Here is a 14,547-nt window from a genome sequence, read left to right as displayed (position 1 = left end):
TTGCTCCTTTAATCACCATTTTCCCTGCAGCTGCCACGGCGTCGGGCCCGGGGCGTTTTTCGCCATCGGGCGGGCGACCAGCAGCGCCAGCAGGGGCGGCATCCCCTGACGGGGCTGTAGCGTACCGCGAAACAGATAGCGGCCATCGGGCGACAGGGTTCCCTGGCCGCTGAGGCTCAACTGATGAGAATCCTGGCGGATGGCCAGCGCCACGGCGCCGTTCGCCGTACAGCTTAAGGCGCCACTGACCTGGGCCAGCTCCAGGCTACCGACCGGAGAGTGCAGCCGGGCCTGACGCCACTGCGCGCGTCCGGCGGTGATTTGCCGGCAGCGCCCCTCGCTGAAGTGCGCTTCGGCCAGGCTGAACGTGACCTCTCCCTCGGCGCTGACGGGCATAGTCGGCGTTAGCCAGCGACCAAGCAGGCTGGCGGGGGCGGTGAGCCGCCCCTCCTGCAGACGCAGATCGCGGATGCCCCACAGCCGGGCCTGACCCTCCACGCCGCGGGGATCGCTGAGCGCGATCTGCCAGCCGGCCAGGGTGAGCGACCACGTCAGCCGCTCAAGCCGCACGCCGCGCCAGGAGACCGACTGCGCCGCGCCGCGCCAGATGCTGCCGCTGAGGTTGGCCACCTGTACCTCGGGCGGCAGCATCGGGACTAACAGACGCGCCGGGGCGGTGGCGGTCAACCACAGCAGATAGAGCGCCAGCAGTAGCCCACCCGTGAGCCCGTTAGCTTTCATCGTCGCGCTCCAGCAGCAGATGGTTGACCGTGACCCAGCCCGGCCGCGACGGCTGCCCGGTTACGGACAGCGAGACCGCGTTGACGCCGCGCATCGCCGGGGCGTCCAGCCAGTCCATTAGCGCCTGGAAGGCGCAGGGCTGAAGGGTGACCTGCAGACGTTTCCCCTGCGGCTGCAGACGAACGACTTCCAGCCCGTGGCTCGCCGCCTCGCGCATCACCAGCGCGGTGAGCGCCTCTTTTGCCGCCGGCGCGGGCTGCTGGCTGAGCTGCTGCAGGCGCGGACCCTGCTGCGTCATCCAGCGCAGGCTGGCCTGCTCTTTCACCAGGGTTTGCCGCCACTGCGCCTCGCGGGCCCGCCAGGGCTGCCACAGCCCGTACCAGAGGGCGCAGGCTGTCAGCAATCCCGCCAGGCCGAGCAGCAGGCGCTGCTCCGACAGCGTGCGCTGTCGCCACCAGATGAGCAGATTAGCCATCGTTTTCCTCCAGCGTCAGCTGTCCTTCAATGCCATCCGGCCTGGTGGTCATGTCGCCTGGCCGGACGCGAAACCGCGGCTGCGCTCGCTGGGTAAACTGCTCCAGCGCCCGGGAAGAGGCCGCGGCGATATCCAGCTGCAGACGGTTGCCTGCGGCATCCCAGCTCAGCGCCCGCAGGCGGATCCCCGGCGTTTCGCTGATGATGTTTTGCAACGCGCTGAGGCGGTCGACGAGGGGGGCATGCTGCGCCTGACGGGCAAGGGTTTGCAGATGCTGCTGCATCTGCAGTCGCGGGTTAATCACCTTTTTCTCCGTTGGAAACCAGCGATGATAGTAGGCCCGGCTGGCCTGCCGGGCGGCCTCGGCCTGACGCGCCAGATCGCGATGATCCAGCACGCTGTTCACCGCCGCCAGCAGCGCCAGGGCCAGCGCGGCATACCGCGCCGGACGCCAGCTCGTCTGATCAGGCCGCCGACGGCGGACGGCGAACTCCCCCTGCAGCAGACTGAGCTTCTGCGCCGCCGGATGACTTGCGGCGAGGGAGAGCAACGTCTGCGCAGGCTGCGCGCGCCACTCTCCCGGCGCCGCGGGCGGCGGCGAATAGCTGTCGATGACGTGCTCTTCCGCCTCGCCCTGCAGCAGCTCCGCCAGCCAGGGGCGTTCCGCCGCCATGCCGGCCCATGGCTGGTGGCGGATCAGCCACTGGTCGTCCGCCTGCACCGCGCTCCACGCCGGCGGTTGCCAGGGCAGGGCCAGCACATCGGGCGTCAACGCCAGGGGCCGTAGCGAGAGCGACTCGCAGCGCGCCAGCCAGTCGCGCATTTTTTGCCGCTGCACGGCGACGATCTCGCACTGGGCCTGCTGGCGGTGGAGCAGGGCAAAATGGGTGGCTTCCACCTCGTCGGCCAGCTGCTCTTCCAGCAGGAAGGGGGCCACCTGCAGCGGCGGTTTACGCAGGCCCGCCGGCAGGGTGAGGGTGTGAAACGCGCAGTCGCTGGCCGGGATCAGCACCCAGGCCGGGTAATGCGCCGCCAGCGTCGGGAAAGGGCTGGCGTCGTCAGCCGGCCACCGGCCGCTGGCTTCGTGATGCGGCTCGCCGGGGGCGAAGAGCTGCCAGTGCAGCGGCGCCTGCCCGGGGGCGAAGCGCACGATCAGCATGGCCTGGGGGGAAGCGTTAAACTTATTCATCAACCACCATAGAAAGTCCGTATCGCCGCTGGACGACGGTAAAGGCGCGCCCCTCCTGTTGCAGGACGCTGTGCAGCTGAAAGCGAAGGTTGCCGGTCACCACGGTGAAGGCGGCGATAAAGCGTGTGCTGTGCACCGTCAGCCAGGGACGGGCGAGCGTGGTATCGGTTTTCTGCAGCGTCGGCTGCGCGAGAAAGGCGGCGACGCTGCTCCACCCGGTTCGCGGGCGGTTGTGCAGCAGCTGTTGCGCCTCCTGCAGCGTCAGATCGCCGGGAAAGAGGGCCGCCAGCAGGGCGGCCTGGGAGGGGCGCAGGGTGTTGACATTGACCTGCAGCGCATCATCCGGCTGGACGCAGACGAAGGGGAGCAGGCGCTGATAGAGCGCGGCGTCCATTCCGGCCAGCAGGCGCAGCTCGCTGACATCCTGCATCGGCTGGTTGGCGGCGAGATAGCCCGGGGTTTGCGCCATATAGACCTCGTCTTCCGCGCCGTTCAGCCGCGGCTGGCCGTCGCTGTCCGTCCAGTCGCCGAGGGCGGCGGCGATCTGGCTGGCGCGCAGCGGCGACTCGCCGAGCAGCGCCAGCAGCCGGGCGAAGACGTCGGTCGGGTAGGGCGTACCGCCGCTGGTCTCATCCGCGCGATGGTTGATGGCATTGAGATTAAAGCAGGCGTGCCCGTCGCGGATCGTGGCGAGGATTTCGCCATCGTCGAGGGTAAAGCGGCGCCCCTTCTGCGCCCAGGTTTGCGCCAGGTTCGTTTGACTGGGCGAGTCCAGCGCGTCGCGTTGCAGTAGCGCGGCGGCCATGTTTTCCGCCGCCAGGGCGTACCATCTGGCCTGCAGATTATCGAGGGTCACGGCGGTGTGTTGATACATGACCGAGGTGCGTTCGGTCATGGCGCTGGCGAGGATCATCATCAGGGCGAGGATGAACAGCACCATCAGGAGCGCGACGCCGCGTTGCCGATTTTTCACTGGCCGCCTCCCGGGGTGAGTAAAAACAGGCGGGTTATCTCCCCGCTGTTCGCCAGCGTCAGGGTGATCTCCAGCCCCTGCGGCAGCGACTGCGAGCGGTCCCAGGTCTCCTGCCAGCGCCCGTCGGCATAAAACCGCAGGCGAAACGCCGTCACCTCGCGCAGCAGCACCCGGACCGTCGGCTGGCTGCCGGTCAGCGGATCCTGCTGATCGAAGCTGAGTCGTTCAAGCTGCTGCTGGCGCAGGCGGTAGCTGACGTTCTGGATCTCCGAGCGCGGGAGGATCCCCAGCGGATTCGGCCAGCCGCTGCGGTTGAAGGCCAGCCCCCAGTCGTCGCTCTGCAACTGGAAACGTCCGGCGAAGAAAAGCGTGTCGCTGTTTCTGGCGCGACGGGGAATGATGTGCGTGACATCATCGGCGATCTGGCGAAAGGCGCGCTGGAGGGCGGCGATCTGCTGGCTCTTCTCGCGGGTCAGGCCATCGGCGCGGATGACGTTCTGCAGCACCATCACGGCGGCGGCGCTGAGGACGGCGAGGATAGCCAGCGCCAGCAGCGTTTCAATCAGGGTGAAACCGCGCATTTTCGTTATCATGGCGACGTCACCCAGGTGCGAAGCGTCGCCAGCGGCGCGGGATCGCTTTTTTGCCGCCGGACCTCCACGTCCAGCGCCCGCAGCTGCGGCAGCGCGGTTTCCACCCCCTGCCAGCGGACGAACCAGCGCGTCCCGGCGGCCTCCACGGTGGTTTCGGACCAGCTGAGGGCGGGCCAGCGTTTCTCCAGCCGCAGCTGCACCAGCTGATTATCCGCCAGCCAGCTGGCGAGGATTTTCTCTTCCATACGCCCAAGCTGGCGCGTCTGCTGCAGGGTGGACTGCATCACCGCCAGGCCGGCGAGGGCGAAAATCACCAGCGCGACCATCACTTCGATAAGCGTCATTCCGCTCTCGCGTTTCATGGCTGCTCCCGCGCCGCCAGCGGCTGACTGTCGCCCTGGGCGTCGATGTTGATGCCCGTCGCGGCGTCAATCCGCAGCTGAAACGGCGTGACTTCGCCGCCGGGGAAGATGATCACGTCGGGCTGCTCGCCTGGCGTCCACGCCTGGCCGTCGGGAAAGCGCAGCGTCAGCCTGGCCTGCGGGAGGGTTTCCGCCGTGGTGGCGCGCCCGGCCTGCAGCGGCAGCCACTGCGCGTTGCCCCAGCGGTCGTCAGCCGCCGCCGGGGCGCCTTCGTCTGCAGGCTGCAAACGCATAAACTGCCAGCGGTCAGGGTGGATGACGATCCCGAAGAGCTGGCCGGTTTGCTGCCCGCGCTCGCGGACAAAGTCCAGCTGTGCCTGAAAGCGCGCCAGGATCTGCGTGGCCTCCTGGGTGCGGGCGGAGGGAAACGCCAGCAGCACCATGCTGGCGCTGATGCCGATCAGCAGCAGGACCAGCATCATTTCCAGGAGGGTGAAACCGCGCTGAGACACTATTTCTTCCCGAGGGTCCAGTTGCCGATGTCGTCATTGGTGTCGGGCATCCCGTCCGGGCCGACGCTGAAGACGTCGATGGCGCCATGCTGACCGGGGCTTAACAGCTGATACTCATTTCCCCACGGGTCCTGCGGCAGGCGGCGGATATAGCCCCCTTCCGGGTAGTTGCGGGCATGCGGCTCGGCGGCCGGGGCGGTTACCAGCGCCTGCAGTCCCTGTTCGGTATTCGGGTAGCGGCTGTTGTCCAGCTTATACATGTCCAGCGCCCCCTCGAGCGCCACCAGATCGCTGACCACCTTCTGGCGGTCCGCTTTCTCCTTGTTGCCCATCAGGTTAGGTACCACCAGGCTGGCGAGGATGCCGAGAATGACGATCACCACCATAATTTCCAGTAACGTGAAGCCGCGTTGCCGTTGCATAGTTTTCTCCATTAATACAGTCACATACTCATAAGGGTATTCAGTTGCAGGATCGGCTGCAGGATGGCCAGCACGATAAACAGCACCATGCCGGCCATGGTGACCACCAGCAGGGGTTCAAACAGGCTGAGGGACATCTGGATCTGCGCGCTCAGCTCCCGGTCCTGGTTCTCCGCCGCGCGCTCCAGCATGGCGGTCAGCTCACCGCTCTGCTCGCCGCTGGCGATCATGTAGCGCATCATCGGCGGAAACAGCGCCGTGGCCTCCAGTGCGCGATGCAGGCTGACGCCCTCGCGCACCGATTCGCTGGCGGTCTCCAGCTGGCTGCGCGCCCAGGCATTGCTGAGGACGCCGGCGCTGATGCGCATCGACAGCAGCAGCGGCACCGCGCTGGCGTTGAGAATGCTTAAGGTGCGGGCGTAGCGCGCGCTGTTGACGCTGCGCGTCACGCGGCCGATGACCGGCAGACGCAGCAGCGCCCGGTCCCAGGCGAGCCGCCGGGCGGGCTGGCGCAGCAGATAGCGCAGCCCCAGCAGCGCCAGGAATGACAGCAGCACCAGCCAGGGGCCCGCGCTGCGCACAATGTCGCTCAGGCTCATCAGTAGCCGGGTAGAGAAGGGCAGGGCCTGTTTTAGGTGGACAAACTGCTCGACGACTTTCGGCACCACGGTGGAGAGCAGAATGGCGATCACGCTGATGGCGACCAGCGTCAGCACGATGGGGTAGATCATCGCCTGTAGCAGGCGGGCGCGAAGCTGCTGGCGCTGCTCGGTATAGTCCGCCAGCCGGTTCAGCACGCCGTCGAGATGGCCGGAGGTTTCGCCGGCCGCCACCATGGCGCAGAACAGGCCATCGAAGCAGGCGGGATAGGCGCGCATCGCCTCCGCCAGCGAATGGCCTTCAAGCACTTTGCTGCGCACCCCGGCCATTAACGTTCTCAGCGACGCCTTTTCGCACTGCTGGGCGACGGCATCGAGCGCTTTTTCCAGCGGAATGCCGGCGGCGACCAGGGTGGCCAGCTGGCGAGTGAGCAGGGCTAAATCACCGGCGCTGGTGCGCCGGGCGATCAGCCCGCCGCGCCACAGCCGGCTCGCCGGGTCGGCGGCGGCCACTTCCAGCGCCAGCCAGCCCTTGTCCCGCAGCAGCTGGCGGGCGTGGCGGGCGGAGTCGGCCTGTTGAACGCCGCGGCGGGTTTTGCCCTGCGCGTCCAGCGCCTGATAGCGAAAGAGGGCCATCTCAGACGCTGTCCGCCGTTTGCTGTTCGGTGACCCGCATCACCTCCTCCCAGCTGGTGATCCCCGCCAGCGCTTTATCGCGCCCGGCATGGCGCAGGGTCTGCCAGGCTGGCCCCAGCTGCTGGATCAGGGTGATCTCATTTTCGCCGCGGTGGATGGCGGCGCGGACGCGGTCGTCAATGAGCAGCAGCTCGTGAATGCCGGTGCGTCCGCGATAGCCGGTGAAATTACACCGGGCGCAGCCTTTTGGCTGCCACAGCGGCGTACCGGCCGGGACCGCCATCTGCCGGGCGGCGTCAGCATCCGCCTGCCAGGGCTGACGACAGTGCGGGCACAGCCGACGCACCAGCCGCTGCGACATCACCGCCAGCAGCGAAGTAGAGAGTAAAAAGGGCTCCACCCCCATATCCTGCAGGCGGGAAACGGCCCCCAGCGCGCTGTTGGTGTGCAGCGTCGACAGCACCAGGTGGCCGGTCAGCGAGGCCTGGACGGCGATCTGGGCGGTTTCGCCATCGCGGATTTCGCCCACCAGCACCACGTCCGGATCCTGGCGCAGTATGGCGCGCAGGCCGCGGGCGAAGGTCATCTCGACTTTGGCGTTGACCTGGGTCTGGCCGATACCTTCCAGCTCATACTCCACCGGATCTTCAATGGTCATGATGTTGCGCTCCCGGGCGTCGAGGCGGCTGAGGGCGGCGTAGAGCGTTGTGCTTTTCCCGGAACCGGTCGGTCCGGTGACCAGAATGATGCCGTGTGGCCGGGCGATCAGCGCGTCGACCTGGTCAAGCAGGGCGGGGGGCATGCCCAGCGTCTGCAGATCCAGGTTGACGCTGTTTTTGTCCAGCAGGCGCAGCACCACGCGTTCGCCGTGGCTGGAGGGCAGGGTGGAGACGCGCACGTCTATCGCCCGCCCGCCGATACGCAGCGCCATGCGGCCATCCTGGGGCACCCGTTTTTCGGCAATGTCCAGGCTCGCCATCACCTTGATGCGCGAAATGAGCAGCGCGGCCAGCCGCCGCTGCGGGCGCAGAATTTCCCGCAGCACGCCGTCGACGCGAAAGCGAATTTGCAAATGGCGCTCATAGGTTTCGATATGGATATCGGAGGCTTTCTCTTTGATGGCCTCGGTGAGCATGGCGTTGATCAGACGGATAATCGGCGCATCGTCTTCGCTGTCGAGCAGATCGTCGGTATCCGGCAGCTCTTCGGCGAGGGTATAGAGGTCAAGCTCATTGCCGATGTCGGCCATCATCCGGTGCGCTTCCGCCGAGTCGCGCTGATAGCTGAGCACCAGCACTTTCTCGAACGCTTCCGGCGCCAGACGGCTGACGCTCATCGGCCCGTCCGCCAGGCGGCGCGCTTCCAGCAGCGCCCGGGCGGCGGTATCAGCGCGGCACAGCGCTTCGCAGCGTTCGCCGTCGCTGAGCAGCACCAGATGGTGCGCGCGGGCCCACGCGAAGGGCAACAGCGGACGGCGTTCGGCGGCTGGCGTCATGGGCGGCCTCCGAGGTTAAAGGCGTCAATGGCGGCGCTAACCTGGCGGAAGGCCTGGGTCTCCTGCTGCGGATAGATGTGCAGCAGATCGTTGCTGAGCGATGCTTCGCTGCTCTCTTTGCCCCGCTGTTTGGTTTGCGCATCGTTGAAGGCGGTGTACTGGCCGGAGGAGGCCCGGCGGTACTCATCGCGGTCGCGAATAATGGTCGGGCGGATAAACAGCATCAGGTTGCGTTTCGACACTTTCTTGCTGTCGGAGCGGAACAGCGCGCCGATCACCGGGATGTCGCCGAGCAGCGGCACTTTGTCGGCGCTATCGGTGACGCTTTTATCCAGCAGCCCGCCAACCACCACCGTTTCGCCGCTACCCACCAGCACGGCGTTATTCACCGTCCGGGTATTAAAGGTCGCCCCGAGATCGCTGCTGGTGCTGGAGGCCGAATCGGCGACGCTCGATACTTCCTGCTCAATCTCCAGCAGCACGGCATCGCCTTCGTTAATCTGCGGTTTCACCTTCAGCTTAATGCCCACGGTTTTGCGCTCGACGGTATTGAAGATGTTGTCGCCGGAGGTGGTTTGCGAGCCGGTTAACACCGGGACTTCCTGGCCGACGTTGAAGGTGGCTTGCATATTGTCGAGGGTGACGATGCTGGGGGTGGCCAGAATATCGTTCTTGGTACTGCTGGAGAGGGCGGTGAGCAGCATCGCCCAGTTCCCCTGGTAGAAGCCGGCGGCGATACCGTTAAACGAGCCGAGGGCGCTGGCCAGCGAGCTGCTGATGGTGCCGTCTTTGTTGTACTGGTTGGCGCCGGCGATCGCGGTGGAGATCGGCAATCCGCTGTTGGTAAACTGGGTCATGCCGGCGTTTTTATTGGCCCACTGGATACCGAGGTTGAGTCCGTCGGCATCCTGCACTTCGGCGATAATCGCCTCCACCAGCACCTGCGGGCGGCGGATATCCAGCTGGGCGATCACCCGCTCCAGATCGTTCATCACGTCCGGCGCCGCGGTGACGATCAGGGCGTTGGTCTGGCCGTGGGCTTTGATAATAATATTTTTATCGATCGCGGCCACCGGTTTGGCGCTTTGCTTATCGTTCTGCAGCGAGCTGCTGATCCCGGTCAGGACCTCCACCAGATCGGCGGCTTTGGCGTACTTCAGGTAGATCACTTTGGTGTTGCCCTGCACCGCCTGCTGGCGGTCGAGCTGTTTGATCATGGCGATAATGCGCTGGCGCGAGTTTGGCTCGCCGCTCACCAGCACCGAGTTGGTGCGCTCATCGGCCACCACGTTCGCCACCATCGATCCCGGCAGCGCCGACTTGCTGGTGTCTTTATTGAGTTCGGTAACCAGTTTGACCACCTCCGCGGCGGAGGCCCAGGAGAGAGGCACGGTCACCACGCTGCGATCCCCGGCGTTGTCGACGCGTTCGACAATGGTCAGCAGGCGTTTGATCACCGCCGCGCGGCCGGTCATCAGCAGGACGTTGGAAGGTTCATAATGGACCACGCTGCCGGCGCCAGCGTTATCGTTCAACTGGCGGAGCAGCGGCGCGAGATCGCGAGCGGCGACGTTGGTCAGGGGCACCACCCGGGTGACAACCTCATCGCCTTCGCCCGGCGCGGCCTCGCTGGCGACCGGAACGGCCGAGGTCTTGGCGTCTTTGGCGCGGACCACCTTCAGCACGCCGTTATTCATATTAATCACGGCGAAGCCATATACATCCAGCACGCTGAGGAAGAATTGATAATATTGCTCTTCATTGAGCATATCGTAACTGCGCACGGTGATAGTGCCGCGTACGCTGGGATCGATAATCACCGTTTTATTCAGGTTTTTGCTGACGGTATTGATAAATTCCTGGATATCGGTGCCTTTAAAACTGGCGGAAAATTCCTCCGCGGCGGCCGGAGAAAATAGCAGCGGGGTTAATATCAGCAGCGCAGGAAGCATTTTTCGCAGGCGTTTCATGGTTGGCAATTATTCATCCCCCAGGGAGAAAGCAATATCGTGTCGTTGGCCTTCCCGCTCAACGGTTAGCGTTATTTCGGTCATATCGGCCAGATTCTGCAGCGCCTGTTGCGCTTGTTCCTGATCGCGTAAATCGATGCCATTTAAGGCGATCGCCAAATCATTTGCCTGCAGGCCGGCCTGGCGAAACAGCGAGGCGTCTTTGCCAGGGTTAAGTCGGTAGCCCTGCAGTTTGTCGCCGCTGAGTACCGGCGAAATCGTTAAATAAGTGAGGATATTTTGCGGCTGCTCACGGAGTCGCTTCATAAGGGGCGGACGGGGCGCGGCGGCGGGCGATGACGACGACGCGCGGGTATCGTTAAATAATAAAATGGCCTCCTGGCGCCCCTGATAGTTGACGATGATCCGGTCTGGCAGGATGGCAGCGATCTGTGCATCGTATCCCGGGGTGGTATCGCCGACGCTAAGGCTAACCTGCTGATTTCCTTTTTCAATAATCGCGATGGAACGCGCCGGGTTGCTGCTGGCGAGCAGCCCGGCCAGGCGTAGCTTCAGGCTGGAAACCGGCACCTGATCGAGGCTGGTGGCCTCCGCTGGCGCGGGGGGATTTTTCGTCGCCAGGCCAAACAGGGTAAACGCGGGCCGCACGTTTTTTAATTCCGGTTCCGCTGCCGGAGGCGCAGTTAACGGCAGGGCGGAAATATCCTCAGAACTGACAGGGAATACCACTCGCCAGGTTAATTTCGCCAGCTGCGGAATGGCGGTTATTAATATGATGAGCGTCACAATTCGGGGTAATAATTTAATTATCCCTTTATTTATATTTGTTAACCCCATCACAGAAATTGGCATTTTAATCCCTTTGCTAATTTATTTTTCTGCACGCTGGCGTAATACCCTACCGAAACAGGTAGGTGATTATTGGCTTTTGAATGAATTATTGCCGGAGAGTGGCGATAAGCGTGGCGAATCATAATCAGTTTGCGGTTTGCGGTCGTCATTCCCTTTATTCATTTACTCCCCCGGCTTCCTACGCCCCCCTCTCATTTGTGGGGGATGATTGCGCCTGAGAAAGCAAAAATATCTAATTAGCGCGCTGTAAAGATATTCATCCTTTCTTACCTTTTATAATTTAATAAGCATATTAGGGACTATCGAATGCTCAGATATACCTGTCATGCCCTATTTCTTGGATCGTTAGTATTATTGAGTGGCTGTGATAACAGCTCTTCCTCCTCTTCCTCTGGCTCACCTGGCGAACCCGGTAATCCTGGCACGCCCGACCCGCAGGATGTCGTCGTCCGTTTACCGGACGTTGCCGTCCCTGGCGAAGCGGTACAGGCCTCTGCCAACCAGGCTGTCATTCACCTCGTCGATATCGCCGGCATCACCAGCAGCACGCCGGCCGACTATGCCAGCAAAAACCTCTATCTGTGGAATAACGAAACCTGTGATGCGCTGAGCGCGCCGGTGGCGGACTGGAATGATGTCAGCACCACGCCGACCGGCAGCGACAAATATGGCCCTTACTGGGTGATCCCGCTGACTAAAGAGAGCGGGTGTATCAACGTGATCGTCCGCGATGGCACCAATAAGCTTATCGACAGCGACCTGCGCGTCTCTTTCAGTGATTTCACCGATCGGACGGTATCGGTCATCGCCGGCAACAGCGCGGTCTATGACTCCCGCGCCGACGCCTTCCGCGCCGCCTTTGGCGTGGCGCTGGCCGATGCGCACTGGGTCGATAAGACCACTCTGCTGTGGCCGGGCGGGGAAAATAAACCCATTGTGCGTCTCTATTACAGCCACAGCAGTAAGGTGGCCGCCGACAGTAACGGCGAATTTACCGATAAGTATGTCAAGCTGACCCCGACCACCGTCAGCCAGCAGGTGAGCATGCGCTTCCCGCATCTCGCCAGCTATCCTGCCTTTAAGCTGCCGGATGACGTCAACGTCGAGGAATTGCTGCAGGGCGAGACGGTGGCGATATCCGCCGAAAGCGACGGGATACTGAGCTCCGCCACCCAGGTGCAGACCGCCGGCGTGCTGGATGATACCTATGCCGCCGCCGCCGAGGCGCTGAGCTATGGCGCCCAGCTAACCGATAGCGGCGTGACCTTCCGCGTCTGGGCGCCCACGGCGCAGCAGGTCGAGCTGGTGCTCTACAGTGCGGACAAGAAAGTGGTTGCCAGCCACCCGATGACCCGCGACAGCGCCTCCGGCGCCTGGTCCTGGCAGGGAGGGAGCGACCTGAAGGGCGCGTTCTACCGCTACGCGATGACGGTCTACCACCCGCAGTCGCGCAAAGTCGAGCAGTACGAAGTGACCGATCCCTACGCCCACAGTTTGTCGACCAACTCGGAGTACAGCCAGGTGGTCGATCTGAACGACAGCGCGCTGAAGCCGGAAGGCTGGGACGGGCTGACGATGCCGCACGCGCAGAAAACCAAAGCTGACCTGGCGAAGATGACGATCCACGAATCGCATATTCGCGATCTCTCCGCCTGGGATCAAACCGTTCCTGCGGAGCTGCGCGGTAAGTATCTGGCGCTCACCGCCCAGGAGAGCAATATGGTCCAGCATCTGAAGCAGCTGTCGGCTTCGGGGGTGACCCATATTGAGCTGCTGCCGGTCTTCGATCTGGCGACGGTCAATGAGTTCAGCGACAAAGTCGCCGATATTCAGCAGCCGTTCAGTCGCCTGTGCGAGGTCAACAGCGCGGTGAAGAGCAGCGAGTTCGCGGGCTATTGCGACAGCGGTTCGACGGTTGAAGAGGTGCTGACTCAGCTGAAGCAGAACGACAGTAAGGATAACCCGCAGGTGCAGGCATTGAATACGCTGGTGGCGCAGACCGACTCCTATAACTGGGGCTACGATCCGTTCCACTACACGGTACCGGAAGGATCCTACGCCACCGACCCGGAAGGCACGGCGCGCATTAAAGAGTTCCGCACCATGATTCAGGCGATCAAGCAGGATCTGGGAATGAACGTCATTATGGACGTGGTGTACAACCACACCAACGCCGCTGGCCCGACCGACCGCACCTCGGTGCTGGATAAGATCGTCCCCTGGTACTATCAGCGTCTGAACGAAACCACCGGCAGCGTGGAATCGGCCACCTGTTGCTCCGACTCGGCGCCAGAGCACCGGATGTTCGCCAAGCTTATCGCCGATTCACTGGCGGTATGGACCACCGATTATAAGATCGATGGCTTCCGCTTCGACCTGATGGGCTACCACCCGAAAGCGCAGATCCTCTCGGCCTGGGAGCGCATTAAAGCGCTGAACCCGGATATCTACTTCTTTGGCGAAGGCTGGGATTCCAACCAGAGCGATCGCTTTGAAATTGCCTCGCAAATCAATCTCAAAGGCACCGGGATCGGCACGTTCTCCGATCGTCTGCGCGACGCCGTGCGCGGCGGCGGGCCGTTCGACTCCGGCGATGCATTGCGCCAGAACCAGGGCGTGGGCAGCGGGGCCGGCGTTCTGCCGAATGAGCTGACCACCCTGACCGACGATCAGGCGCGCCACCTCGCCGATCTGACCCGTCTCGGCATGGCCGGTAACCTTGCGGACTTCGTGCTGATCGACAAAGACGGCGCGGTGAAGAGAGGCAGCGAGATTGATTATAACGGCGCGCCTGGCGGCTACGCGGCTGATCCGACGGAAGTCGTGAACTATGTGTCAAAACACGACAACCAGACGCTGTGGGACATGATCAGCTACAAAGCCGCTCAGGAGGCGGATCTCGACACCCGCGTCCGGATGCAGGCGGTGTCGCTGGCCACGGTCATGCTCGGCCAGGGGATCGCCTTTGACCAGCAGGGCTCGGAGCTGCTGCGCTCCAAATCCTTTACCCGCGACTCGTATGATTCCGGCGACTGGTTTAACCGCGTGGATTACTCCCTGCAGGACAACAACTACAACGTCGGTATGCCGCGCAGCAGCGATGATGGCAGCAACTATGACATCATCGCCCGCGTGAAGGACTGGGTGGCCACCCCGGGTGAAGCCGAGCTCAAGCAGATGACCGCGTTTTATCAGGAGCTGACCGCGCTGCGTAAGTCATCTCCGCTGTTTACCCTCGGCGACGGCGCGACGGTGATGCAGCGTGTGGACTTCCGCAATACCGGCGCCGATCAGCAGACCGGTCTGCTGGTGATGACCATCGATGACGGGATGCAGGCTGGCGCCAGTCTGGACAGCCGCGTCGACGGCATCGTGGTGGCGATTAACGCCGCTCCGGAAAGCCGGACGCTGCAGGATTTCGCCGGCACATCGCTCCAGCTGAGCGCCATCCAGCAGGCGGCGGGCGACCGTTCGCTGGCCAGCGGCGTGCAGATTGCCGCTGACGGCTCGGTCACGCTGCCGGCCTGGTCGGTTGCTGTTCTCGAATTGCCGCAGGGCGAATCGCAGGGCGCCGGCCTGCCGGTGAGCAGTAAATAACGTGACGTGGGGCGCCCGTAAGGGCGCCTCTGGCTGATGACAAACCTGGTTTGATATTGTGCCGCCTTTCTGCCGGGTGGCGGCTTTCGCCTTACCCGGCCTGTGAAGGACTGCAATATCAAACCGTTATG

The 14,547-nt window shown here is 63.4% G+C and carries 14 protein-coding genes; 1 reads left to right on the top strand and 13 read right to left on the bottom strand.

All coding sequences use genetic code 11. The features are described 5' to 3' along the window. Window positions 1-12: 12 nt before the first annotated feature. From LGM20_RS21090 to LGM20_RS21030, 13 genes are read right to left on the bottom strand one after another with little or no spacing between them, the layout of a single operon-like run. Window positions 13-741, bottom strand: a complete 729-nt coding sequence (locus LGM20_RS21090) for a type II secretion system protein N (protein WP_044521059.1) — start codon at window positions 739-741, stop codon at window positions 13-15. Then, the gene (locus LGM20_RS21085; RefSeq protein ID WP_023292019.1) at window positions 731-1,216 is read right to left on the bottom strand and encodes a type II secretion system protein M; all 486 of its coding nucleotides are present in this window, start codon (window positions 1,214-1,216) and stop codon (window positions 731-733) included. Before LGM20_RS21085 ends, LGM20_RS21090 begins: the two co-directional genes overlap by 11 nt. Next, window positions 1,209-2,405: a type II secretion system protein GspL gene (gspL, locus tag LGM20_RS21080; protein ID WP_044521060.1), complete on the bottom strand. Its 1,197-nt coding sequence runs from the start codon at window positions 2,403-2,405 to the stop codon at window positions 1,209-1,211. The genes LGM20_RS21085 and gspL overlap by 8 nt, the downstream gene beginning before the upstream one ends. Further along, window positions 2,398-3,378 carry a type II secretion system minor pseudopilin GspK gene (gene gspK, locus LGM20_RS21075; RefSeq protein ID WP_077255359.1) on the bottom strand — a complete coding sequence of 327 codons (981 nt, stop codon included), beginning with the start codon at window positions 3,376-3,378 and terminating at the stop codon, window positions 2,398-2,400. The genes gspL and gspK overlap by 8 nt, the downstream gene beginning before the upstream one ends. After that, on the bottom strand, window positions 3,375-3,971 hold the full coding sequence (gene gspJ / locus LGM20_RS21070) for a type II secretion system minor pseudopilin GspJ (protein WP_044521061.1): 597 nt from the start codon (window positions 3,969-3,971) through the stop codon (window positions 3,375-3,377). Before gspJ ends, gspK begins: the two co-directional genes overlap by 4 nt. Then, complete coding sequence (gene gspI / locus LGM20_RS21065; RefSeq protein WP_032452553.1) at window positions 3,968-4,333, bottom strand: type II secretion system minor pseudopilin GspI; 366 nt, start codon at window positions 4,331-4,333, stop codon at window positions 3,968-3,970. Before gspI ends, gspJ begins: the two co-directional genes overlap by 4 nt. Further along, window positions 4,330-4,845, bottom strand: coding sequence for a type II secretion system minor pseudopilin GspH (gspH, locus tag LGM20_RS21060; protein ID WP_023292024.1), 516 nt, complete (start codon window positions 4,843-4,845; stop codon window positions 4,330-4,332). Before gspH ends, gspI begins: the two co-directional genes overlap by 4 nt. Then, window positions 4,845-5,267: a type II secretion system major pseudopilin GspG gene (gene gspG / locus LGM20_RS21055; RefSeq protein WP_002889054.1), complete on the bottom strand. Its 423-nt coding sequence runs from the start codon at window positions 5,265-5,267 to the stop codon at window positions 4,845-4,847. Before gspG ends, gspH begins: the two co-directional genes overlap by 1 nt. 20 nt (window positions 5,268-5,287) lie before the next feature. Then, window positions 5,288-6,502, bottom strand: a complete 1,215-nt coding sequence (gspF, locus tag LGM20_RS21050) for a type II secretion system inner membrane protein GspF (RefSeq protein WP_023292025.1) — start codon at window positions 6,500-6,502, stop codon at window positions 5,288-5,290. A 1-nt stretch (window position 6,503) separates the two neighbouring features. After that, window positions 6,504-7,997, bottom strand: a complete 1,494-nt coding sequence (gene gspE / locus LGM20_RS21045) for a type II secretion system ATPase GspE (protein WP_044521064.1) — start codon at window positions 7,995-7,997, stop codon at window positions 6,504-6,506. Beyond that, complete coding sequence (gene pulD, locus LGM20_RS21040) at window positions 7,994-9,967, bottom strand: GspD family T2SS secretin variant PulD (protein WP_023292027.1); 1,974 nt, start codon at window positions 9,965-9,967, stop codon at window positions 7,994-7,996. The genes gspE and pulD overlap by 4 nt, the downstream gene beginning before the upstream one ends. 9 nt (window positions 9,968-9,976) lie before the next feature. After that, entirely contained in the window at window positions 9,977-10,819 is an 843-nt protein-coding gene (gene gspC / locus LGM20_RS21035) for a type II secretion system protein GspC (RefSeq protein ID WP_032452715.1), read from the bottom strand. After that, on the bottom strand, window positions 10,804-10,941 hold the full coding sequence (locus LGM20_RS21030; protein ID WP_032429281.1) for a hypothetical protein: 138 nt from the start codon (window positions 10,939-10,941) through the stop codon (window positions 10,804-10,806). The genes gspC and LGM20_RS21030 overlap by 16 nt, the downstream gene beginning before the upstream one ends. A 184-nt stretch (window positions 10,942-11,125) precedes the next feature. Between LGM20_RS21030 and pulA the strand changes: the two genes are divergently transcribed. Continuing rightward, window positions 11,126-14,416: a pullulanase-type alpha-1,6-glucosidase gene (gene pulA, locus LGM20_RS21025; protein WP_044521070.1), complete on the top strand. Its 3,291-nt coding sequence runs from the start codon at window positions 11,126-11,128 to the stop codon at window positions 14,414-14,416. Window positions 14,417-14,547: the final 131 nt, after the last annotated feature.

Source organism: Klebsiella quasipneumoniae subsp. quasipneumoniae (assembly GCF_020525925.1).
GTDB classification, from domain to species: Bacteria; Pseudomonadota; Gammaproteobacteria; order Enterobacterales; family Enterobacteriaceae; genus Klebsiella; species Klebsiella quasipneumoniae.
This window is presented reverse-complemented; position numbering and strand designations above follow the sequence as displayed.